Raw genomic sequence first — 21277 nt, forward strand, 5'->3', positions numbered from 1 at the left:
TAGACTGCGATCACGGTCAGCAGTGGTCGTCCTGGGCGGTCACCGTGCGTCGCCCGACCTGGCGGTCGGCTGCGCAACGGTGCGGGGTCCTCGTGGATGGCACCGCGACCGTACCCCGGCTCAGCGGTCGAAAACGCGGGCCGCTGGGCCGCCGTTCAGGAAAGGCGAGCCGCCCTCCTCCCGGAACTGCGCCGGCGAAGCCGGTCTGCACCGCGGTGCGGTGCACGGCGTTCCGGCCGCTCAGCCCGCCTCCGTGCGCTCCGTCTGGCCTCCAACCCTCGGGGTGGGCGCCTGGCGGGGTTGGTACCGAGCTGATCTCGTCGAACAGGCGCGCGGGCCCTTCAGTGCCGGAGGCCGGGATGACGCGCCTGTCAGTGCCCTGGCGACTGGTCCTCGCCGTAGCCGCGGGGTATGCCATCGGGTCGATCACCTCGTTCCTGCTGTTCGAGTCGTCGGGCACCGGGGCGGTGCTGTTCCTGCCGGCCGGGGTCACCCTGTCCGCGCTGGTGCTCAGCGACCGGCGCCGGTGGCCCTGGATCCTGGCCACGGCCGCGCTCGTCGAGGTGCTCATCGACCGGACCCAGGACATCGGGCCGGTCGCGGCCTGGGGATTCGCCCTGGCCAACACGGCCGAGCCCCTGGTCGGCGCGCTCCTGCTGCGCCGGTTCGCCCCGAACCCCGACCTGAGCCGGCGCCGCGACCTGACGGCGTTCCTGCTCTGCTGCGTGCTGGCCGGCCCACTGGTCGGCGGGGTGATCGGCTCGCTGACCATCCAGTGGTCGCAGGGGCCGGCCGTGCTCGACCGTCTGTTCCCGTTCTGGGCCGGCGACGGGCTCGGCGTGCTGGTCGTGGGCGGCGCCGTGCTGACCTGGCAACTGGACCGGGGGCGCCCCGGCGCCCCCGGCCCGGTCCGGCGTGCACTCCTCCTGCTGGGCACCGCCGGGGTGACGGTGGCCGTGTTCTGGCCGGTCGTCCTCCCGCTGGCGTACCTGACGATCCCCTGGCTCTTCTGGCTGGCCGTCCGGTACGGGGTCGCCGTCGTCACCGAGGCCGGCCTGGTGGTCGCCGTGACCGCGAACGTCATGACCGTGGTCGGGCGCGGCCCGTGGGCACCGCTGAGCGACACCCCGCGGATGGAGGCCGCCCTCCTGCAGCTGTTCATCGCCGCGGCCGTCCTCGGTGCGTGGCTGCTGGCCGTGGAGATCGCCGAACGGGAGCGGGCCCGGTCGGTGTCCCGCCGGGAGACCGCCGCGCGGCGCCGGGTGGAGGCCCTCCAGGAGGTGACCGCAGGGCTGGGGACCGCCGCCACGACCGACGCCATCGCCGAGGTGCTGGTCCGCTCCGGCATCGGCCTGCTCGCCGACTCCGGCGCCGTGGGGATGGTCGACCGGGAGAGCGGCCGGCTGCGGGTCTGGACCACGGAACGGCACGCCGTGGCCGACCTGCCGGTGGGCGACCCCTCCCCCCTGGCGACCGCCGTCCGGCGTCATGCCCCCGTCCGGGCCTGGTCGCCTGCGGCGCTGGCGGTGCCGGCTCGGGCCGCCGGCACCACGTTCGGGGCACTGGAGTTCCGGTTCACGGACGACCACGCGATCGACGAGGACGTCGCCGCGACGTCGGGCACGCTGGCCGAGCTCATGACCTCGGCACTGCACCGGGCGCGGCTGTACGAGGAGGAGCGGGAGGCCGCTCACCAGCTGCAGCGGGCCTTCCTGCCCGTCGTGCCGGACGAGCTGTCCGGAGCGGAGCTCGCCGGCTGCTACCGCCCGGCCGACCAGCACCACGACGTCGGCGGCGACTGGTACGACGCGTTCGCGCTGCCGTTCGGCCGGGTCGGGTTCGCCGTCGGCGACGTCGTCGGGCACGACCTGCGGGCCGCCGCCACGATGGGGCAGCTGCACGCGGCGCTGAGCGCCCTGGCCGCCGTCCCGCACGACGGCCCGGCCGCGGTCCTCGACGCGCTGGACCGGGCGTCGTCGACCATCGCCGGCGCGGCGCTCACCACCATCGGCTACGGCGAGTACGACCCGGCCACCTGCCGGCTGCGCTACGCCTGCGCGGGCCACCCGCCGCCGCTGCTCGTCACCGACCACCACGCCCGGTTCCTCACCGGCGGGCGGTCCCGTCCGCTCGGCGCCGCAGACGAGCCCCGCCCCGAGGCCGCGGTCGACGTCCCGCCCGGTTCGATGCTGCTCTGGTACTCCGACGGTCTCGTCGAACGCCGCGACGCCGACCTCGACGCCGGCCTGGGCCACTTGTCGTCGATCGCCACCCGGCTCGACGGCGCCCACCCCCGGGCCTGGTGCGACGCCGTGATGGCCGAGCTGACCGGCGGGCAGCGGCTGCACGACGACGTCGTGCTCATCTGCCTGCGGCTGCAGCCGCCCACACCTGACACCGCCGTCCCGCGGGCCGTGTCGCCGGCGGCCGGCAGGACGTCGTCCCCGCTGCACCAGACACCCGTCCTGGGCCGCCCGCAGCAGTCCGCGCCGAACCCCCGCGGGTCGGCCTTCGGCTCTCCGCGACCAGCAGTGAGCCGACCCGATCGGTCCCGGGCGACGGACGCGTCACGCGGGGGGTGGTCGTGATGCGCTCGGAGGTGGCCGTGCGGTCGGGAGACGCCGTGCGGGTGCTCGTTCTCGACGAGCAGGAAGTGGTCCGCCGCGGCGTCAGCCAGGTGCTCGGCGACGACCCGGCGCTCACGGTGGTCGCCGAGGCCACCTCGGTCGCCGAGGCGGTGGCGCGCGGGCTGGCCGTCCGCCCGGACGTGGCGGTGGTCGGCATGCGGCTGCCCGACGGCTCCGGCGCCGAGGCCTGGGCCCGGCTGCGCGCCGGCGTGCCCGGCCTGCGGTGCCTGGTGCTCAGCGCCTACTGCGATCCCGCCACGGTGCAGGCCGCGGTGCGCCTGGGGGTGGCCGGCTACCTGGTCAAACACGTCCGCGGCCCGGCCCTGGTGGCCGCGGTCCACCGGGTGGCCGCCGGCGGCACCGTGTTCCATCCGGAGGTGACCGCGGCCGTCTCCGACCCCACGGATCGGCGGCCGCACCCGCTGGACCGGCTCACCCCGCGGGAACGCGAGCTGCTGCGACTGCTCGGCGAGGGACTGACCAACCGCCAGATCGGCGAGCGCCTGGGGTTGACCGAGAAGACGGTGAAGAACTACGCCAGCAACCTGCTGGGCAAGCTCGGCCTGCAGCGGCGGACCCAGGCCGCCGTCCTCGCCACCGAGCTGCGCGACCGCCTCACGGCGATCCCGCACGCCGGCGGCGCCGGAGACCGTCGTCCACGTGGGCGCCGACCGACCGGGACCGCGCAGCCGGGAAGGGCGTCCGGCGCCGTGGCGGCACCGGACGCCAGTGGCTCCGGATCACCTCCCGCCCGCCGACCGGCCGGCCGGTCCTGACGGACGGCGTCGCCACCCCGGTGCTCCCCGCTGCCGACGGCGGTCGGCAGGCCGGCGGGCCTCGGGGCGTGCACCAGCCGGTCCCGCAGCAACCGGTTCTCCCGGTGCAGCAGCACCTTCTCGGCGCGCACGGCGCACGATGGGCGCGGTGCTCAGTAGGACACCGCGACGGTCCGTCCGACGTGCTCGCGGCTCGTGGCCTCGGCCAGCAACAGGTGGGCCAGGCTCGACCGGGACAGCGTGCGGTCGTCGGGCACCGGCTCGTCGACCGAGATCCGGTAGTCGGTGCGCCGGGCGTCACCGACGAGGAACGACGGCCGGACGACGGTCCAGGCGACGGAGGACTCGCGCAGCAGCTGCTCCATCACCCCCATGTCGCGGTGGAGCGGCTCGAGGAAGAAGCGCTTGAGCACTGGGCGGTAGAACCAGCCGTCGCCAGGCTGCGGGACGACGCCACCGCTGGTCACCGCGACCACCCGGTCCACCTCGGCGCCGGCCATGGCCTCGAGCAGCGCACGGGCTCCCACGGAGTGGACCGTGGTCCCCTTGCGGGCGGCGAGCAGGCCGGACCCGCCCACCGCGGTGACCACGGCCTCCGCCCCCTTGAGCCCCGCGGTCAGCGCCACGACGTCGGTCGCATCACCGGCGACCACGGCCAGCCCCGGACGCTCGGGCACCGCCTCCGGCCGCCGGGCCACGGTGACCTCGTGACCGGTGTCGAGGACGGCACGCTGGCCGAGGACCTGGACGTGGACCTGGCCATCTCCCAGCTGAGGGGCCCCTCGCCTTCCGGCAGATGCTGTCCTTCGAGCCCGTCGACGACGAGCTCTGCCGCGCCCTGGTCCGAGACCTCGCCGCCGCTCACCCCGGACGTCGTCCCTCGCCCCGCGGCAGCGCCTGACAGGCAGGTCCCCACGTCACGCAGGTGGCGGGTGCCCTGCTCCGCCCGACGACGTGCCCGACCGCAGGAGGGGGACGGCGACCCCGACGGGGGCTGCCGCCGCCGGGCGCCCGCGCGCGCTCACCCGTCGGCCGATCGGCCCGCCGCCGATCCCCCGGTACTCTGGGGACCCGGTCAGCGGGTCCCGGGAGGACGACACCTCATGCCCTTCGCGCCGCGCCGCCGCTCGGCTGGTGACGTGCCGGGTGAGCGGCGGCGGACGGACCGGGTGCCCACCCGGCGCACGCCGCGGCCGGTGGCCGACCACGACCGGCCCGCGCAGTACGGCGATCCCTGGGCGGGACCTCCGCCGTCCGACCCGTGGGGCGCGCCGCCTCCCCGATCCCGATCATGGCCGCCGCCACCGCCGCCCGGTCCGGGGACCACGCCTCCGGACCAGCGCCGGCGTCCGGGCACCCGGCCGCGCGGGGACGAGGTCCCGCCCCAGGACGACCCGAAGCGCGACCGGCGTCGTCGCCTGCGCCGCCGCACCGGCCGCATCCTGGTGATCGCCTTCCTGCTCCAGGCGCTGGTCCTGCTGTCGCTGCGCTGGATCGACCCGCCGACGACGGCGTTCATGCTGGCCAACGACCAGGGGGCCGTCCAGCAGTCGGTGCCGGTCGAGCACGTGTCGCGCAACTTCCTCGCCGCCGTCATCGCGCACGAGGACCAGCCGCTCCCCTACCGCGACGGTGCCTTCACCTGGGACGAGCTGTTCGGCCGCGCCGAGGCGCACCTGCGCGGGGAGGAGGACCCGTCCGGGTCGACGATCCCGCAACAGGTGGCCAAGAACCTCTTCCTCAACCAGGAGATGAGCGCCTGGCGCAAGGCGGTCGAGGCCGGCCTGTCGATGGAGCTGGCGCTGGTGCTCGACGACCGCCGCATGCTCGAGCTGTACGTCAACTACGCCCAGCTCGGACCGCAGGTCTACGGCATCTGCTCGGCCAGCTGGTACTACTTCGACACCCCGCCGTCCACGCTGTCCGTCGACCAGGCCGTCCAGCTGGTCGGGCTCCTGCCGTCTCCGGGACACGTCCAGCGAGCCCCGGGCGGCGGGCTCGACTTCGGCGTGGACGACGGCCTCGGCTGGCTGTCGCGCTCGCACGTCGTCAACGCGCAGAACCGGGTGCCGCGGCACATCGCCGAGAAGGGCTTCCGGCCGGTCGAGGACGCCGGCGTCGAGGGGCTCGCCCAGGACCAGCCGGACACCGACGACGACTGCTCGCAGATGCCCGACGACGTCGCCGAGCTCATCGCCGCGGAAGACAGTCGGTAGGCCCCGTCCCGGACGCGGTCCTGCCGGGGCCGGACCGGTGCCGGACCCGTTCCGACCGGACGGCGGAACGGGCCCGGCGACGGTCGACCTGGGATCAGGCGGCAGTCGCGCGGGCGGCCTCGTCGATCAGCCGCGCGACGACGTCGGGCCGGGAGACGGTCACGGCGTGGGAGGCGTCCACCTCGACGGTGTGCGACGCCGCCCGCTCGGCCATGAACCGCTGGGCCTCGGCCGGGACGGCCAGGTCCTGGCGCGTGACGAGGGTCCAGGACGGGATGGTCCTCCAGGCCGCCTTCGTCGCCTTGTCCGCCAGGGCGTCCCCGATGATCGGCCGCTGCGTGACGGCCATCAGCCCGGCGACGTCCGCCGGCACGTCCGCGGCGAAGACCGCGGGGAACTCGTCCTGCTCGATGTAGAGGTCGTCGGCGGTCTGCCCGTCGGGACCGCGGACGGGCACCGGGCGCAGCGCCGTCCCGAGCTCGTTGCCCGGGAACCTCCCGGCCAGGTCGCCGGTGCTCTCGCCCTCGTCGAGCAGGAAGCTGGCGACGAACACCAGCGCCCTCACCCGCGGGTGCCCATCGGCCGCCTCGCTCATCACGCTGCCGCCGTAGGAGTGGCCGGCGAGGACGATCGGCCCGTCCACGCCCTCCAGGACGTCGCGCAGGAGTGCGGCGTCCCCGTGCAGCGAGCGGAGCGGGTTGGCCACCCCGATCACCGGATAGCCGTCCCGCCGGAGCTCGGCGATCACGCCGTTCCAGCTCGACGAGTCGGCGAAGGCCCCGTGGACGAGCACCACCGTGGGCGTGACGGCGCGGGTCTCGAGCGTGCTGCTGGTCATGGCTGCTCCCTCTCGGTCAGCGGGCGCTCCGTCGTCGCCCCTCCGGTCGCACACCCGGTGTGCGCCCCCGTCGACGCACCCGGTATGCGATATATTGCATTCATCGTCGGAGGCCGGAAAGGCTCCTTTCCGCGCTTCCTCGTTCCGTCTCGTTCCCCGCCGGTGCGCCGGCTCGCCAGGGAGTCCGCCCGTGCCGATCCCCCCGACCGACCCCGGCGTCGACCGCAGCCTGCTGCGGGACGACGTCTACCGCCGCCTGCGCGACGCGATCGTCGACGGCACCTTCGCTCCCGGCGAGCAGCTGCGGGACCTGGAGCTCGCCGCCTGGCTCGGCGTCAGCCGGACGCCGGTCCGCGAGGCACTGCTGCGCCTCGCGCACAGCGGGCTGGTGCTGGCCCGGCCGGGCCGGTCGACGGTCGTGAGCCCGCTCGACGTCCGCGCGGTCCGGGACGCCCGCGACGTCGTGGCGGCGATGCACGGGCTCGCGGTCCGCGAGGCCGTCCCCGTCCTCACCGAGGCGGACCTCGCCGCCCTGCGCGAGTCCAACCGCCGGTTCGCCGCCGCCGTCGACTCCGGCGACGTCGAGGCCGCCCTCCGGATCGACGACGAGCTGCACGGCGTGCTGGTGCGCATCTCCGGCAACCGGGCGCTCGCGACCGTCCTGGAGCAGTTCACGCCCACGGTGCGCCGTGCGGAGCGGTTGCGGTTCGGCTCCCTCCGCGGCCGGGCCTCGGTCACCCGGCACGACGAGCTGATCCGGCTCTGCGCCGCCGGGGACGGCGAGGGGGCGGCCGCCGTCGCCTACGACACCTGGCACAGCCTGCCGAGCGCCGGGGCGTGACCGCCGGACGGCGGTCGTCACGGGGCGATGACCAGCTCCGCGACGAGGTCGCCGTCCATCGCGAAGCGGAAGCGGAGGTCGACGACGCCGCCGGGGAAGTCGCCCTCCAGGCGGTGGACGGCGACCCAGTGCGCGTCGTCGGTGCGCTCCGTGGCGACGAGCGTGGTGGTGTACCCGAACTGGGCGCCGGCCCGCGTCAGGAAGCCGCGGATCTCGTCGGTCCCGCGGTAGGTCGTGCCGTCGTCGACGACCACCGCGGTCGGGGTGAAGGCGCGCAGCGCGGCGTCCGCATCGCGGGCCGCGTGCGCGGCGAGGTACGCGCGGATCGGGGCCGGGAGCTGGTCGGGCCGGGTGCTGGTCGGTGTGGCCATGCCGCGACGGTGCGTCCTCCCGGGGCGGGAGGGTCAACGGCTGGACCCTCCCCCGGGGGGAGGGTCCACAGTGCTCCGGTGCTGGCCATCGGTGAGTTCTCCCGGCTGACCCACCTCAGCGTGCGCACCCTCCGCCGCTACCACGACGCGGGCCTGCTGGAGCCGGCGACCGTGGACGAGGCGACCGGCTACCGCTACTACAGCGCCGACCAGATCCCGACCGCCCAGGTCATCCACCGGCTGCGCGAGCTCGACGTGCCCCTGCCCGACGTCCAGCGCATCCTGCGCTCCCCCGACCCCCGCGCCCGCGCCGGCCTCGTCACCGACCACCTGCGCCGGCTCGAGGCGGAGCTGGACCGCACCCGCGCCGCGGTGGCCTCCCTGCGCCGGCTGCTGCGGCCGGAGCCGCCACCGCTCGAGGTCGAGCTGCGGGCGGTCCCGGCGGCGACGGTGGCCGCGGTCGAGGACGACGTCGACCACGCCGACGTCCTCGGCTGGTACTCGGGCGCCGTGGCCGAGCTGGACGCGGTGGTCGGCGAACCGGCCGGGCCGCCGGGCGGGCTCTACGACAACGCGCTGTTCGAGGCCGGCCGCGGGCACGTGCTCGTGTACCGGCCGACGGCGCGGCCCCCGCGCAGCGGCCGCGTGCACCCGGTGACCCTGCCGGCCGTCGAGCTGGCCGTCGCCACCCACGTCGGCGAGCACCACGACATCGACGTCACCTACGGCGAGCTGGGCGCCTGGGTGGTGGCCAACGCGCTCGCGGTGGCCGGACCGGTGCGGGAGACCTACCTGGCCGGCCCGCGCGACACCCCCGACCCGTCGGCCTGGCGGACCGAGATCGGCTGGCCGGTCTTCCGCGTCGCCCCGCGCTGAGGGTCAGGCGTGCGGCGCCAGGCCCCGCCGCAGCTCGTCCAGGGCCTGCGCGAGGCCGACCCGGGGCACCCAGCCCCACCGCCGGGCGCGGTCGGTGCGCAGCTGCCCGGTCCACACCGGCTCGTCGGTCCACTCGGGGGCGACGCCCAGCGCGTCGGTCACCGTGCCGAGGTAGTCCCGCCACGTCGCGGGCTCGCCCGCGACGATCACCGGGGTCGTGCCGCCGGCCACGGGGCCCCGCTCCGGGTCCTCGGACGTCGCGACGGCACCCGTGGCGACGTCCGCGACGAAGGCCGCCAGGTCCTCGACGTGCACCCAGGGCCAGGTCTGCGACGGGTTGGCCCGGGGTGCACCGCCGTCGCGGATCGCCTGCGGTCGCAGCGTGTTCCAGACCGAGGTCTCGCCGGCGCCGGTGATCGCCGGCGGGCGGACCAGCACCGTCGTGAGCCCGCCGACCCGCGCCAGCGCGGCGTCGGCGGCGTTCTTGGTGTCGGGGTAGTCACCGCTGCCCTCGGGCAGGAGGGGACCGTCCTCGGCGACGTCCCCGACCCCGGCCGAGCGGTCGTAGACCCCGGCCGTGGAGACGTGCACCAGCCGGGCGACGCCGGAGTCGCGGGCGGCCCGGGCGACGACCGCCGTGCCCTCGACGCCCACCCGGTGCTGGACCTCCCGCGGCGAGCCCATCGGGTGGACCGTCGTGACGACCGCGTCGGCGCCCCGGGTCACCGCGCGGGCGAGGGACTCGTCGGCGAAGTCGCCGACGTGCTCGGTGACGCCGTCGAGCGCGGGCGCGCTGCCTGCGCGGCGGACCACGGCGCGCACCTGCGCCGACCGCTCGACCAGCGCCCGGCACACCGCGGCGCCCACCAGACCGTTCGCACCGGTCACCACGACGACGGGAGGGACGCTGGCCATGTCGCCCACCCTGACAGCGAGCCGGCGGCGGCGCTCGTCGCACGGCGCGTCGTCGCGGCGTCGCGGGCTGGAGTGGGGCCACGGCTGACGCCGTGGCCCCGGGGACGGTCACCGGCGGGCGAGGACGGCCATCGCCGCCGCGCAGCCCCACCCGGTGACGACGATCGGTGTCTCGACCCGGTCGACGCCGTCCGGGCTCACCCGGACGCGGCTGCACCGCTCGCTCAGGTAGCCCAGCGTCAGCCCGGTGCCGAGCCACCGGAGCACCCGGCGGGCGCGGTGGTCCGGCCCTCCTGCCAGCCGGGCGACGGCCCAGACCTGGGGTCCGACCAGGTAGGGAGGAGCGCTGTAGGCCGTGCCGAACCAGAGCCAGTCCCGGACGAGGTGGTCGGGACTGCCCGTCAGGAACGGCACGTCGAAGTGCCGCCGCCGCCGCAGGGCGACCACGTGCCCGGCCAGCTGGGCGACCAGCTGGGCCGAGGCAACCGTCACGAGCGCCGACCGCCGGGCCATGCGCCCGGACGGTAGGGCCCTCCCGCCCCGGGCGGGCACGGACGGCGCGCCGCGGTGCTCGTCAGCGAGCCACGCTGAGCGTGGTCAGCCAGGCGGCGGTCCCGAGGACGAGGCACCCGGCGATGGCCGGCGCGTAGGACCCGGAGGCGTCGACGGCCGCCCCGGCGAGCGGCGCTCCCACGGCGGACCCGATCCCGGCGCTCGTGTAGAGCACCCCGAGGAGCCCACCCAGGCGGGTGGTGCCGAACCGCTCGGCGACCACCGCGGGCCCGAGGGCGACGAAGCCGCCGTAGCCGATCCCCAGCACGACGGCGAAGGCGACGAGCACGCCGTACCCGCCCGCGAGGCCCCACAGCGCGAAGCTCGCGCCCATCGTCAGGAAGCACCACCGGAACGCGCGCAACGCACCGGTCCGCGCGGCGACCGCCCCGAGCACCAGCCGGCCGGCGGTGCTCGCGGCACCGATCACCCCGACCAGCGCCGCGGCCGCCACCGGGTCGGCCCCGCCCTGTTCGGCGGAGCCGGGCAGGTGCACGAACGGGACGAACAGCGCGACGGACAGGAGGCCCGACGCCAGGTACAGCCGCCGGTAGTCGCGGTTCCGCACCGCCTCCGCCAGCGTCAGCGCCGCCGGCCCGGCCTGTACCGGAGGGCGGGCGACGACCGCGGCGCAGACCAGGAGCACCGCCGCGCCGACCGCCCCGAGCACGAGGTGGGTCCGCCGCCACCCCAGCTCGTCGATCAGCGCGGCGGCCACCGGAGCGACGGTGAGGGTGCCCAGGCCGATCCCGGTGACCGCCACCCCGATCGCGAGCGTCCGGCGCCGCTCGAACCACCCGCCGACGACGGCCACCATCGGGACGTAGGCGCAGGCCACCCCGATCCCGACCCCCAGGCCGTAGGTCACCAGTCCGATCCACAGCTCACCGGCTCGCGAGGTCGCCGCCAGCCCGGCGCCGAGCGCGATCCCACCCACGAGCAGCACCCGCCGGGGGCCGTAGCGGTCCACCGCGACGCCGCTGAGGGCGCCCAGGCCGAAGTACGTGAGCGAGGTGAGGGCGAAGAAGACCGACGTGGCGCCGCGACCGGCACCGAACTCCTCCGCCATCGGCTCGAGGAACGCGCCGAAGGAGTAGGCGATCCCGAACGAGGCGAACATCGCCGCGAACGCCGCGGCGACCATCACCCAGCTCCGGACCGAGTCGACCGCCACCAGGGTCCGCATGCCGGCGGAGGATACGAGGCGCCTCGCCGACGGCCGTCGCCTGATCACCGTCCACGCTCGTCGGCGTCCAGGCGGGGCTATCGGCCGGGGCGTCACCGGTCAGGGCGCCACGTCATCCCGGGTCGATGTTCTGGTTGCGCCGGAAGACGTTCGTCGGGTCGTACGCCCGCTTCAGCGCGGTCAGTCGCCGGAGCTTGGCCTCCCCGTAGGCCTGCCGCACGCGGGCCTGCCCCTCCTCCATGAGGAAGTTGACGTAGACGCCGGTGTGGAACGGGGCCAGGGCCGTCCAGTAGTCACGCGCCCACTGGCGTTGCTCCTCGAACCCGTCCGGACCCGCCGTGTTGCCGTTGATGTTGAAGGTGAAGCCGGCGGCCCGGCCGTTGAAGGCGGTGGCGTCGTCCGGGACCCGGGCGACCGCCCCGCCCATCTGCCACAGGGCCACGCTGCTCAGCGGCGACGTGATCCGGCGGCCGTGCTCGACGACGACGTCGATCACGTCGTCGCTCAGCGCCGCGACGTCGCAGGAGCGGACGGAGTACCAGCAGCCGGGCCGGAACGAGGGGTCGAACATCTGCTGGTGCGCCACGAACGGCTTGGGCGCGACGACGTCCAGCACCGGCGACCCGAAGCCGCGCATCGGCGCCAGGACCCGCTGCCCCTCGTCGACGTCGCCGGCGTAGCAGGCGGCCACCGCCACCACCGGCCGGCCGACCAGCTCCGGCGGGACCACGGGCAGGGGCGGGGCGAGCCGCTGGACGACGATCGTCATCAGCTCGTCGGGACCCTCGGCCGCCCAGTCGCGGTAGGAGCGCAGGACCCGCTCCGCGTCGTCCATGGACCAGAAGGTCGCCCCGGCCACCACCTGCGGCCCCAGGGGGTGCAGGCGGAAGCGGAAGTCGGTGACCACCCCGAAGTTGCCGCCGCCGCCGCGCAGCCCCCAGAAGAGCTCGGCGTTCTCGTCCTCGCCGGCCCGGACGACCTCGCCGTCGGCGGTCACCAGGTCCGCCGACAGCAGGGAGTCGACGGTGAGGCCGTAGCGGCGCATGACCCAGCCGATGCCACCCCCGAGGGTCAGCCCGGCCAGGCCGGTGTGGGAGACGATGCCGGCCGGCACGACCAGCCCGTGTTCCTGGGTCCGCTCGTCCAGCGCCCCCAGCAGCACCCCGGCCTGCACGGCCGCCACGCGTGAGGACGGGTCCACCCGGACGCCGTTCATCCGCCGGAGGTCGATCACCAGGCCGCCGTCGCAGGTGGACAGCCCCGGGAAGCTGTGCCCCCCGCTGCGGACGGCGATCGGCAGCTGCTGCTCGCGGCCGAACCGGATGGCGGCCCGCACGTCGTCCGCGCCCGTGCACCGGGCGATGACGGCGGGACGTCCGTCGATCGACCCGTTCCAGAGCTTGCGGTGCTCGTCGTACCCGACGTCTGCGGCGGTGACGACCTCGCCGTGCAGCGCGGTGCGGAGTCCGGCGACGGCCGTGGCGCTGACCGCAGCCGCTGTGGTGGTCATGGGACCAGTGTCGGGACGTCGGGGGCGCGCGACAGGGACCAAGGTTCCCCTCTGCCGGGCACCCGGGACACCTCGGCCCGCGGCGCGCACGGCACCCTGGCCCCGTCGACCGCCGGGGGCCACACTCCGTGTCCCGCCCTCGTCCTGGAGCTCGCGATGCTGCGGACCCGGTTGTGCGACCTGCTCGACGTCTCCGTGCCGGTGGTGGTCGCGCCGTTCGGCCCCTGGGACGAGACGGCGCTGGCGGTGGAGGCCTGCCGGGCCGGCGCCCTCGGCAGCCTCGGCACGGCGCTGCGCCGGCCGTCGGAGCTGCGTGCACAGTGGCAGCGGGTGCGGGAGGGCACCGACCGCCCCTTCGCGGTCAACCACACCGGGCGGCCGTTCGACCCGGAGGCCTTCGCGGCCACGCTCGAGTTCGCGCCCGCGGCGATCAGCTTCCACATGGGCGTCCCCGCCGAGCTCGTCGCCCGCGCGCACGACGCGGGGATCCGCTGGATCCAGGCGGTCGGCGACGTGCGGGCCGCGGAGGCCGCGCTGGAGGCCGGTGCCGACGTGCTGGTCGCCCAGGGCACGGAGGCCGGCGGCAACGCCGGCTGGGTCAGCACCCTGGTCCTCGTGCCGACCGTCGTCGACCTGGCCGGGGACGTGCCGGTGGTCGCCGCGGGCGGCATCGCCGACGGCCGGGGCCTGGCCGCCGCGCTCGCGCTCGGCGCGCAGGGCGCGAGCCTGGGTACCCGCTTCCTCGCCACCCCCGAGATGGGCGTCGACCAGGAGTGGAAGGACCGGATCGTGGCCGCGGACGCCACCGACGCGGTCAAGGTCCCGCACAGCGAGCGGGTGATGCCCCGGTTCACCCTCCCGCAGATCGGGGAGCCGTACGCGCCGCGGGCGCTGCGGACCGAGCTGGTCTCCCGCCTGCAGCGGGCGCCGGAGACGGTCGACCCCGAGCGCGTGGGACACGAGCTGCGCGCCCGCGTGCGGGCCGGCGGCGGCCACGACCTGCTCCCGTTCGCCGGGCAGTCGGTACAGCTCGTCCACGACGTCGTCCCGGCCCGGGAGCTGGTCGCCCGCCTCGTCGCCGAGGCCGAGGAGGCCCTGCGGACGGCGGGACGGGCGGTCACGGCCGGGCCGGCGCCGCGGCCGCGGACCCCGGAGCCTCCCGCCGCGCGCGAGCCCGCCGACCAGCAGGCGTGACGGGCGGCGCGACGGCGCGGCGCCGACCCGGCCGGCGGTCGTGCGGTCAGGGGATCTGCGCCGGTATGCGGCGGCCCTCGACGAGCAGGCACACGTGCTGCAGCCCGACGATCGACGCCGCCTGCAGCAGGGGCAGCCGCACGAACACCGCGCCGAGGGGACCCAGGAAGGAGGCGAAGAGCCACATCGAGGTCGCCAGGCACAGCAGGTGCCGGCCGGACCCGTCGACGTCGACGCCGTGCCGGGCGAGGGGCAGCGCACCCACCCCGAAGGCCGCGCCCAGGACGACCGTCAGGAGTGCGGCGCTGTCGGCTCCCCCGAGCCAGTCCGCCGGGAGGACACCCAGCACGGCTGCCGCGATCGCCGCCGACCACCACAGCCGTCCGGCGGGGCGGCCACTCCCCCGGCCCGGCCGCTCGTAGCAGTCCAGCTCGGTGGGCGGGTGCTCCGCGACCATCCGGGACCGGTTCTCGTAGACCGCCACGGAGGGGTGCTTCCGCCGGACCCGCTCGGTGAGGTCCCCGGGCACGGCACCCGACAGCCACAGGGCCTCGATCCGGCAGTACTCGGCCCGCACACCACGGGTCCCCGCGATGACGTGACCCCAGCAGGCGACCACGGCGAGGACGTGGCGGCTGCGCGGCTGGTCACCGGTCCACTGCTCCGCGCCGAAGGCGTAGAAGCCGCACGTGCAGTCCGGGGCCGGGCTGGGGTGCGGCGGGCGGTCCCTGCTCAGGCAGCGCGCCTGGTTGGCACCGTCGTGCCACGGCTCGTCGGAGAACAGCGGGTAGAGGGCACCGTCCGGACCGATCCGGAAGGTGCGCAGCGCTCTGATCTGTCCCACACGTGGCTCGAAGCCACCGTAGGGATCCACCGCCGCTACTTCACGGGCGACGGGGTCCGGGGCGGCTCGGGTCGCTCCGGTGCGGCCGGTTCGAGGGGCGGCTCGGGCACGGGCAGGACCTCGATGCGGCGGACTTCCTTGCCGATGTTGCCCACGACACCAGCGTAGGGACCCGCTCCGCGTTCGGGACCTCTCTCGTCCCCGCGAGATCCCGGCAGCGCCGCAGGGTCAGCGCACCGCCCCGTGGTCGTGGCGTCCGCTCCCCGCACGGGACAGCTCGTCGCGGGGAGCGCCCGGTGGGAGGATCGGGCGTCGGTGAGGAGAGGGGACGCCGTGGACGGCCAGCAGCCGATCGAGCCGAGCGAGATCTACCGGGCGGACGGCAGCCGCGTGCCCCGTCGCCGTGCACCGCGGGGCCCGCTGCCGGCCGCGGTGCGGTCCCTGCTCCCGGCGCTGACCCGCGGCACGACCGCCGGGTCGCTCGTCACCGCCTCGGCGTTCGCGGTCGCGGCGGCCGTCACCGCCCGGGCCGCCGAGGCGGCCCGCCACGTGCTCGAGCAGGCGGCCCGGGAGGCGCTGTCCACGCGCCCCACCGGGACGTGGGTCGAGGTCTCCGTCACCCGCATCGAGGTGCGCTGGCCGCGCTGAGCCCTGACGGGAACGACTCGAGCGGACGCGCCGGACTCCCTGGCGCGGCCGGGCGACCGGCGGTAGAGAGAGTCGTCCCGCCGTCGACGAGGGAGCACTCCGATGGCCGACAAGTCGCCCCACGACGACCACTCCACGAAGAAGTCGGGCAAGGCCGTGAAGGCCAAGCGCAGCGAGCGCAAGGAGAAGCAGCGGGCCGCCGCCCAGATGGAGCGGCTCATGCACCCGCGGAGGACCAAGAGCTGACCGGCCCCGCCCGCGGTGCACCCGCGTCCCGGCCCGTCCGGCACGCGGCGTCCCGGGCGGTCACCGTCAGGCCGCCGACGGCCGCTCCTCCGCCGCGAGGCGGTCGGCGAACAGCGGCGGGAGACAGCGCAGCATCAGGCTGGACCACACCACGTGCGTGAGCACCGGCGCCTGGATCCCCCCGGTGATCCTGCGCTGGATCCCGAACAGCAGCCCCATCGGCAGGCTGGCCAGCACGAGCGCCGGGTTGCGGGTGGCCACGGTGGCCAGGCCGTAGACCGCCGTCGAGACCAGCACCGGGCGCTCGGCGCCGGCCGCCGCGTAGAGCGCGCCGCGGAAGAACACCTCCTCCGCCACGCCGTTGGCCAGCGTGGTGGTGGCCACGAGCGGGGCCGACCCCTGGTCGGCGTAGCGGAGCACCGAGCCGATCGCCCGCTCCAGCACCGGGATCCGCCGGGCGACCAGCGCCGCGGCGTAGAACGCGCCGAAGGCGCCGACCCCGAGACGACCGGCGTGAGCAGCGGCCGCTGCAGCCGGTCCCCCGGCCCGAACATGCGGCCCAGGTGCAGCGGCCCGGACGCCAGCCCCCCGGCCACCCAGGTGCCCGCGACCCCGAGGGTCAGCCCGTAGAACCGCGGGGAGCCCGGGGGCGTGGACAGCGACACCCCCAGCAGCGACGCGCCGGCCACCGCGACGGCGCCGGTGACCCGCCGGCGGCGCCGGAACGCGGCGTCGGTCTCCCAGTGGTCCCGCGGCACCTGCCGCAGCAGCGGCCCGGCCACCCGCCGCATCCCGGCCTCCAGGGCCCGGACGGCCCGGCGGCGCGTCACCGCCGGGCTCCGCGGCTCAGCCATCCGCCGCGCCGCTCCCCGACCCGTCGCCGGCGTTCGCGCGCCCGCTCGACCAGGGCGGTGAGCACCATGTGGTCGTAGTCCATCGGCTCGAAGGGGACGACCGAGCGGATGGCGTCGTCGGTGACGACCACCTCGTTGCTCATCGAGTCGATGAGCGACCGGCCGGTGGCGACGTCGACGTCGGTGACGAGGGCCAGCCAGCGCGAGGACAGCTGCGGGCTGAGCAGCGGCACGGGGACGACGAACAGGTGCCGGTTCTGGACGTCGGCGACGCGGGTGAGCATCTGCAGGTAGGTGAGCACCTCCGGGCCCCCGACCTCGAACACCCGGCCCTCCGCCTCCGGCGCGTCGAGGACGCCGACCAGGTACCGGACGACGTCGGCGACCGCGATCGGCTGGGTCCGCGTGCTGACCCACCGGGGGGTGACCATGGCGGGCAGGTGGGCCACGAGCTGGCGGGTCATCTCCCAGGACACCCCGCCGTGGCCGACGACGATGCCCGCGCGCAGCACGGTGACCGGCACGCCGGTGCCGCCCAGCAGCCGCTCGACCTCGCGCCGGCTGCGCAGGTGCCGCGACAGCCGGTCGGCGTCCCGGCCCAGACCCCCGAGGTAGACGATGCGGCCGACGCCCGCCGCGGCGGCGGCGCGGGCGAAGGCGCGTGCCGCCTCGGCGTCCTTGCGCTCGAAGTCGGGGTCGCCCAGGGAGTGCACGAGGTAGTAGGCGACCTCGCACCCCCCGAGCGCCGCCTCGAGCGACGCCTCGTCGCCGACGTCCCCGGCGACCGGGCTGCCGGCGCCCTCGTACCGCTCGGGCCGGCGGGTCATGGCCCGGACGTCGTGGCCCTCCCGTTCCAGCGCGGTGGCCAGCCGGCCGCCCACGAACCCCGACGCACCGGTGACCAGTACCTTCACCGGTCCAGGGTGACCCGCGCGGGCGGTCGGTGCGACCCGTCCCGCCGGACGGTCTCGGCCCGGTCCCGGATCCCGAGCAGCATCCGCCGCATCATCGGGTAGTCGGCGACCTCGCACAGCAGCACCGTGCCCAGCACCCACCCGGGGCGCGACCACTCGTACACGACGTGCATCCGGCTGACCAGCCGGGTCCGGCCGCCGGCCAGCGGGACCAGCCGCCACGCCCACGTCCGGTTGGGCGACCGCCACAGCAGCCACTCCGGGGCCTGGAAGCCCTCGACCCGGAACGACGACCGCTCCGAGGCGCGGGGCCCCCAGGCCAGGTGCTGGCCCACGTGGAGGTCCTGCAGCTCCGGGCGGACCTCCCGGGCACTCGGCCACCCGAGGTTGTCGAGCAGGTCGTCGGCGTACCAGCCGCCGCGGCGGTAGCCGACCTGGACCAGCCAGGGCCACACCGCCTCGGGTGGCGCGGCGACGGTGACGGCCCGGGTGCACCGGTACCGGGCACGGGGCAGCAGGTCGTCGCCGGGCATCGGCGCGGCGACCTCCTCCGCGGTGGCCCCCCACCTGCGGTGCCAGGGGCGCAGCAGCGGGGTGACGACGAACCGGGGCAGGTCACCGAGCACCGCCAGGACCTGCGGGAGCAGGTCGGCCGCGGCCCTCGCGGGGGTCCGGTGGGGCGGGCGCGGGGGCAGCTCGATCCGGACGACGGGGCCACGGCGCCGCGCCGCCGCGCGGCCCGTCCGGCCGACGTCCGTGCTGGGGAGGGACATCCGCGCTCCTCCGGGGTGCGGATCCGTGACGTGTGCGGATCCGTGACGAGGTGCCGACCCCAGCGCGGCCGGCCCGCCGCCACCTCATCCGGGGCGGACGATCCGGGCCGGGGCGGTGTGTCACGACGCCGCGCGCAGCACCGTGCCGATCTCGTCGTCGGTGAGCACCACGGGGTTGCCGCGCATGCTGCTGGAGCGCGCGGCCTTCGCGGCGACCTCGGCGTGGTCGGCGGGGCGGAGGCCGAGCGCCCCGAGGGGCGGGACGCCGAGCGCGGCCACCGTCCCGCGCAGCCAGGCCACCGCGTCCTCGACGGTCGCGTCGTCCCGCCCGGTCAGCAGCCGGGCGACCTCCGCGTAGCGGCCCACCGCGGGCGACGCCGGCGCGCGCTCCCGCAGTGCCCTAACGTTCGCCTCGACCACCGGTGCCAGCAGGGCGGCGCACACCGCGCCGTGCGGCGCGGAGACCAGGCCGCCGACGACGCCGGCGACGCCGTGCACCGCCCCCAGCTTGGCGTTGGCCAGCGCGATGCCGCCGAACAGGCTGCACAGCGCCATCTCCTCGCGGGCCGCCCGGTCCCCGCCGTCCTCGTAGGCGGTCCGCAGCGCCCGCGCACCGCGCCGCAGCCCGGCGGCCGCGACGGCGTCGGTCACCGGGGTGGCCTGCGGCGCGACGTAGGGCTCCAGGCACTGGGTGAGCGCGTCGAGCCCGCTGGCGGCGGTGACCTCCGGCGGGCAGGTCAGCGTCAGCAGCGGGTCGACCAGGGCGACGGCCGGCAGCAGGTGCGGGCTGCGGATGCTCGCCTTGACGCCGTGCTCCGGGGAGGCCAGCACCGCGTTGGCGGTCACCTCGGCGCCGGTGCCCGCGGTCGTCGGGACGGCGACGCAGGGCAGGGCCGGCCGCCCGACGGGCACCCCGCGGCCGACGACCTCCAGGTGGTCCAGCGGGTCGGTGCCGTTGCCGAGCAGGGCGGCGACGGCCTTGCCGGTGTCCAGCACGCTCCCGCCGCCGATCGCGACGACGACGTCGACGCCGGCGTCCCGCGCCGCCCGGGCCGCCGCGCGCACCGCGTCGACCGTCGGCTCGTGCGGGACCGGCACGACGGTGACCGGGTCGAACCCGCCGAGCAGCGACCGGTGGCGCGCGGGGTCCCGCCCGGTGCAGAGCAGCACCCGCCGTCCCAGGGTGGGCAGCACGTCCGCGAGGTCGCCCGCGCGCCCGGGGCCGAACAGCACCCGCCGCGGGAGGGCGAGGTCGAAGCCGCTCACCGGCCGGCGTCCGTCACGAGCCCGCGGCCAGGCGCCGGCCCATCTGCTCGTGGACGGCCTGGATCGCCTGCAGCGGGCGGATCATCACGCGGAACTCGACGATCCGCCCGGCCTCGTCGCAGCGCACGATGTCCACCCCGTTGACGTACCGGCCCCCCACGGTGGTCTCGAACTCGAGGACCGCGGTGTCGCCCGCGACGACCTCCTTCGTGTACCGGAAGGCGCCGTCGGGGCCCTCGCCGGCCAGCGCGTCGGCCGCCGCCTCCAGGTAGCGGGTGGTGATCGCCTTCCCCTCCTGCGGCGTGAACACCACCGGCGACCAGAAGACGACGTCGTCGGCGAGGAGTTCGTCGAGGGCGCCCGGCGCGTGGTCCTCCGTGTAGCGGTGCCAGCGGGCGACGACGTCGTCGATCACGGGGGCCTCCTCGGCGTGTCAGCGGACCGTGGTCCCCGAGCCTGCCGGGGACCGTGCAGGTCGAGCCAGTCGGCCACCGCGCCGGCCGGCGGTGCCGCGCGGAACGGATCGGCGGTTTGCCGGGAACGGACGGCTGCAGCACGATTCTCCCGGGCGGGAGAGCCGGCCCGCCGATCCGATCGGGTGGTGGTGTGTGGCCCGCGACGAGGACTCCGCCTCCGCTGCGGTGACGACCGACTGGGCGGATGCCGACCGCCTGCTGCGCGCCCTGGGTCACGCGGTCATCGCCACCGACCTCGACGGCCGCATCGTCCACTGGAACCCCGCGGCCGAGCAGCTGTACGGCTGGACCGCCCGGGAGATCCTGGGCCGCGACATCGCGGAGGTGACGGTTCCCGAGTCCGGGCAGGAACAGGGCCAGGAGATCATGCGGTCCCTGCGCGAGGGCAGGCCCTGGTCCGGCGGCTTCACTGCCGTCCGCAAGGACGGCTCGACCCTCTCCGCGCTCGTCACCGACGTCGGCGTGCGGGACGACGACGGCCGCCTCGTCGGGATCGTGGGGGTGTCCACGGACGTGGGCAACGCCCTGCGCCCGCTGCTGGCCCGCTCGTCCGACGCGGTCCTCGTCCTGTCCCGCAGCGGTGCCGTCTCGTACGCCAGCCCGGCCTTCACCCGGCTGTTCGACTGGCCCCAGGACCGCGTCCTCGGGATGCACCTGTGGGACCTCGTGCACCCCGACGACCGGCCGGCCGCCGTGCGGCCGCCCGCCCGGGAGCGGGACGAGGAGTCCCGCACGCTGGAGTGCCGGCTCCGCTGCCCCGACGGCTCCTGGCGGCACGTCGAGATGGTCGTGACCGACCTGCTCGACGACCCCGCGGTCCGGGCCCGGATCTGCAACATCCGGGACGTCACCGAGCGGCGGCAGGCGCAGGAGCGGCTGGCCGAGCTCAACGAGCAGCTGGAGACCGCCCTGACCTCCCGGGTCGTCATCGAGCAGGCCAAGGGCATGCTCGCGGAACGGCGCAGGATCTCCGTCGAGGAGGCGTTCTCGGTCCTGCGCAAGCACGCCCGCGACCACAACGCGTCCCTGCAGGACGTCGCGGCCGCGGTCGTCACGCTCGGGCTGTCCCCCTGACACCGGCCCCCTGACGCCGGCGGTCCGCCGACCCGTCCCCCGGCCATCTGCCGGTCGCGTGGCACGACGCCGGGAGGGTGGCTAGCCTCGGAGACGGCCGCTCAGTGGCCCTCCGCCCCGGTCCCCGGCGGAGCCCGGTCGCTCCGGTCCACGGCGACGTCGTTCAGATGTCGACTGGATGGCGCGATGCTGACCCCCACCCCGAGCCCGGCCCTCCTCGACCGGCAGGTCGCCGCGGCCGTCTGGCCCCACCCCTCCCTCTTCCCGGTGGCCCGGGCGA

Annotated in this window: 22 protein-coding genes; 9 read left to right on the forward strand and 13 right to left on the reverse strand. The window is 76.2% G+C overall.

What is annotated here, in order from left to right:
* Positions 1 to 359 precede the first annotated feature (359 nt).
* Both ACI8AR_RS09980 and ACI8AR_RS09985 read left to right on the forward strand, forming a co-directional pair.
* On the forward strand, positions 360 to 2588 hold the full coding sequence (locus tag ACI8AR_RS09980) for a SpoIIE family protein phosphatase (RefSeq protein ID WP_457050881.1): 2229 nt from the start codon (positions 360 to 362) through the stop codon (positions 2586 to 2588).
* 35 nt (positions 2589 to 2623) lie between these two features.
* Entirely contained in the window at positions 2624 to 3403 is a 780-nt protein-coding gene (locus ACI8AR_RS09985) for a LuxR C-terminal-related transcriptional regulator (RefSeq protein ID WP_457050882.1), read from the forward strand.
* 152 nt (positions 3404 to 3555) lie between these two features.
* Here ACI8AR_RS09985 and ACI8AR_RS09990 read toward each other — a convergent pair whose 3' ends face one another.
* On the reverse strand, positions 3556 to 4311 hold the full coding sequence (locus tag ACI8AR_RS09990; RefSeq protein ID WP_457050925.1) for an NAD(P)-dependent oxidoreductase: 756 nt from the start codon (positions 4309 to 4311) through the stop codon (positions 3556 to 3558).
* A gap of 537 nt (positions 4312 to 4848) precedes the next feature.
* On the opposite strand from ACI8AR_RS09990, the gene ACI8AR_RS09995 reads away from it, so the two are divergent.
* Positions 4849 to 5619, forward strand: coding sequence for a transglycosylase domain-containing protein (locus ACI8AR_RS09995; protein ID WP_457050883.1), 771 nt, complete (start codon positions 4849 to 4851; stop codon positions 5617 to 5619).
* A gap of 94 nt (positions 5620 to 5713) precedes the next feature.
* On the opposite strand, the gene ACI8AR_RS10000 is transcribed toward ACI8AR_RS09995, so the two are convergent.
* On the reverse strand, positions 5714 to 6457 hold the full coding sequence (locus tag ACI8AR_RS10000; RefSeq protein WP_457050884.1) for an alpha/beta fold hydrolase: 744 nt from the start codon (positions 6455 to 6457) through the stop codon (positions 5714 to 5716).
* A 190-nt stretch (positions 6458 to 6647) separates the two neighbouring features.
* Between ACI8AR_RS10000 and ACI8AR_RS10005 the strand changes: the two genes are divergently transcribed.
* Positions 6648 to 7298 (forward strand): GntR family transcriptional regulator, encoded by a 651-nt coding sequence (locus ACI8AR_RS10005; RefSeq protein ID WP_457050885.1) that lies wholly within the window; start codon positions 6648 to 6650, stop codon positions 7296 to 7298.
* Positions 7299 to 7315: 17 nt separating this feature from the next.
* Here ACI8AR_RS10005 and ACI8AR_RS10010 read toward each other — a convergent pair whose 3' ends face one another.
* Complete coding sequence (locus ACI8AR_RS10010; RefSeq protein WP_457050886.1) at positions 7316 to 7669, reverse strand: nuclear transport factor 2 family protein; 354 nt, start codon at positions 7667 to 7669, stop codon at positions 7316 to 7318.
* Positions 7670 to 7747: 78 nt separating this feature from the next.
* Between ACI8AR_RS10010 and ACI8AR_RS10015 the strand changes: the two genes are divergently transcribed.
* Positions 7748 to 8545, forward strand: coding sequence for a MerR family transcriptional regulator (locus ACI8AR_RS10015; RefSeq protein ID WP_457050887.1), 798 nt, complete (start codon positions 7748 to 7750; stop codon positions 8543 to 8545).
* 3 nt (positions 8546 to 8548) lie between these two features.
* Here the strand turns inward: ACI8AR_RS10015 and ACI8AR_RS10020 are convergent, their stop codons facing one another.
* The 4 genes from ACI8AR_RS10020 to ACI8AR_RS10035 form a co-directional block, all read right to left on the reverse strand.
* Entirely contained in the window at positions 8549 to 9460 is a 912-nt protein-coding gene (locus ACI8AR_RS10020) for an NAD-dependent epimerase/dehydratase family protein (protein ID WP_457050888.1), read from the reverse strand.
* A 108-nt stretch (positions 9461 to 9568) separates the two neighbouring features.
* The gene (locus ACI8AR_RS10025; RefSeq protein WP_457050889.1) at positions 9569 to 9973 is read right to left on the reverse strand and encodes a hypothetical protein; all 405 of its coding nucleotides are present in this window, start codon (positions 9971 to 9973) and stop codon (positions 9569 to 9571) included.
* 61 nt (positions 9974 to 10034) lie between these two features.
* Positions 10035 to 11198, reverse strand: a complete 1164-nt coding sequence (locus ACI8AR_RS10030; RefSeq protein WP_457050890.1) for an MFS transporter — start codon at positions 11196 to 11198, stop codon at positions 10035 to 10037.
* Between the two features lie 112 nt (positions 11199 to 11310).
* A complete protein-coding gene (locus ACI8AR_RS10035; RefSeq protein ID WP_457050891.1) occupies positions 11311 to 12708 on the reverse strand; it encodes an FAD-binding oxidoreductase in 1398 nt (465 codons plus the stop codon).
* A gap of 156 nt (positions 12709 to 12864) precedes the next feature.
* On the opposite strand from ACI8AR_RS10035, the gene ACI8AR_RS10040 reads away from it, so the two are divergent.
* Entirely contained in the window at positions 12865 to 13902 is a 1038-nt protein-coding gene (locus tag ACI8AR_RS10040; RefSeq protein WP_457050892.1) for an NAD(P)H-dependent flavin oxidoreductase, read from the forward strand.
* A 46-nt stretch (positions 13903 to 13948) separates the two neighbouring features.
* Here ACI8AR_RS10040 and ACI8AR_RS10045 read toward each other — a convergent pair whose 3' ends face one another.
* Positions 13949 to 14746, reverse strand: coding sequence for a hypothetical protein (locus tag ACI8AR_RS10045; RefSeq protein ID WP_457050893.1), 798 nt, complete (start codon positions 14744 to 14746; stop codon positions 13949 to 13951).
* 333 nt (positions 14747 to 15079) lie between these two features.
* On the opposite strand from ACI8AR_RS10045, the gene ACI8AR_RS10050 reads away from it, so the two are divergent.
* Entirely contained in the window at positions 15080 to 15394 is a 315-nt protein-coding gene (locus tag ACI8AR_RS10050) for a hypothetical protein (protein WP_457050894.1), read from the forward strand.
* A 102-nt stretch (positions 15395 to 15496) separates the two neighbouring features.
* Positions 15497 to 15640, forward strand: coding sequence for a hypothetical protein (locus tag ACI8AR_RS10055; protein WP_456929094.1), 144 nt, complete (start codon positions 15497 to 15499; stop codon positions 15638 to 15640).
* Between the two features lie 66 nt (positions 15641 to 15706).
* On the opposite strand, the gene ACI8AR_RS10060 is transcribed toward ACI8AR_RS10055, so the two are convergent.
* The 5 genes from ACI8AR_RS10060 to ACI8AR_RS10080 all read right to left on the reverse strand — a co-directional run bounded on the left by ACI8AR_RS10060 (position 15707) and on the right by ACI8AR_RS10080 (position 19862).
* Complete coding sequence (locus tag ACI8AR_RS10060) at positions 15707 to 16084, reverse strand: CPBP family intramembrane glutamic endopeptidase (RefSeq protein ID WP_457050895.1); 378 nt, start codon at positions 16082 to 16084, stop codon at positions 15707 to 15709.
* Positions 16085 to 16466: 382 nt separating this feature from the next.
* On the reverse strand, positions 16467 to 17408 hold the full coding sequence (locus tag ACI8AR_RS10065; protein ID WP_457050896.1) for an NAD(P)H-binding protein: 942 nt from the start codon (positions 17406 to 17408) through the stop codon (positions 16467 to 16469).
* A complete protein-coding gene (locus ACI8AR_RS10070; protein ID WP_457050897.1) occupies positions 17405 to 18181 on the reverse strand; it encodes a hypothetical protein in 777 nt (258 codons plus the stop codon). Before ACI8AR_RS10070 ends, ACI8AR_RS10065 begins: the two co-directional genes overlap by 4 nt.
* A 120-nt stretch (positions 18182 to 18301) precedes the next feature.
* Positions 18302 to 19447 carry an iron-containing alcohol dehydrogenase gene (locus ACI8AR_RS10075; protein WP_457050898.1) on the reverse strand — a complete coding sequence of 382 codons (1146 nt, stop codon included), beginning with the start codon at positions 19445 to 19447 and terminating at the stop codon, positions 18302 to 18304.
* Positions 19448 to 19460: 13 nt separating this feature from the next.
* Positions 19461 to 19862 carry a nuclear transport factor 2 family protein gene (locus ACI8AR_RS10080; protein ID WP_457050899.1) on the reverse strand — a complete coding sequence of 134 codons (402 nt, stop codon included), beginning with the start codon at positions 19860 to 19862 and terminating at the stop codon, positions 19461 to 19463.
* Between the two features lie 193 nt (positions 19863 to 20055).
* On the opposite strand from ACI8AR_RS10080, the gene ACI8AR_RS10085 reads away from it, so the two are divergent.
* Complete coding sequence (locus tag ACI8AR_RS10085; RefSeq protein WP_457050900.1) at positions 20056 to 20997, forward strand: PAS domain S-box protein; 942 nt, start codon at positions 20056 to 20058, stop codon at positions 20995 to 20997.
* Positions 20998 to 21277: the final 280 nt, after the last annotated feature.

The sequence above is a fragment of the Geodermatophilus sp. SYSU D01036 genome (assembly GCF_054050435.1).

Coding starts and splice junctions, on each gene's coding strand:
- ACI8AR_RS09980 (WP_457050881.1), top strand. CDS start 360: ATGACGCGCCTGTCAGTGCCCTGGCGACTGGTCCTCGCCGTAGCCGCG.
- ACI8AR_RS10000 (WP_457050884.1), bottom strand. CDS start 6,457: ATGACCAGCAGCACGCTCGAGACCCGCGCCGTCACGCCCACGGTGGTG.
- ACI8AR_RS10010 (WP_457050886.1), bottom strand. CDS start 7,669: ATGGCCACACCGACCAGCACCCGGCCCGACCAGCTCCCGGCCCCGATC.
- ACI8AR_RS10020 (WP_457050888.1), bottom strand. CDS start 9,460: ATGGCCAGCGTCCCTCCCGTCGTCGTGGTGACCGGTGCGAACGGTCTG.
- ACI8AR_RS10025 (WP_457050889.1), bottom strand. CDS start 9,973: ATGGCCCGGCGGTCGGCGCTCGTGACGGTTGCCTCGGCCCAGCTGGTC.
- ACI8AR_RS10030 (WP_457050890.1), bottom strand. CDS start 11,198: ATGCGGACCCTGGTGGCGGTCGACTCGGTCCGGAGCTGGGTGATGGTC.
- ACI8AR_RS10035 (WP_457050891.1), bottom strand. CDS start 12,708: ATGACCACCACAGCGGCTGCGGTCAGCGCCACGGCCGTCGCCGGACTC.
- ACI8AR_RS10040 (WP_457050892.1), top strand. CDS start 12,865: ATGCTGCGGACCCGGTTGTGCGACCTGCTCGACGTCTCCGTGCCGGTG.
- ACI8AR_RS10055 (WP_456929094.1), top strand. CDS start 15,497: ATGGCCGACAAGTCGCCCCACGACGACCACTCCACGAAGAAGTCGGGC.
- ACI8AR_RS10070 (WP_457050897.1), bottom strand. CDS start 18,181: ATGTCCCTCCCCAGCACGGACGTCGGCCGGACGGGCCGCGCGGCGGCG.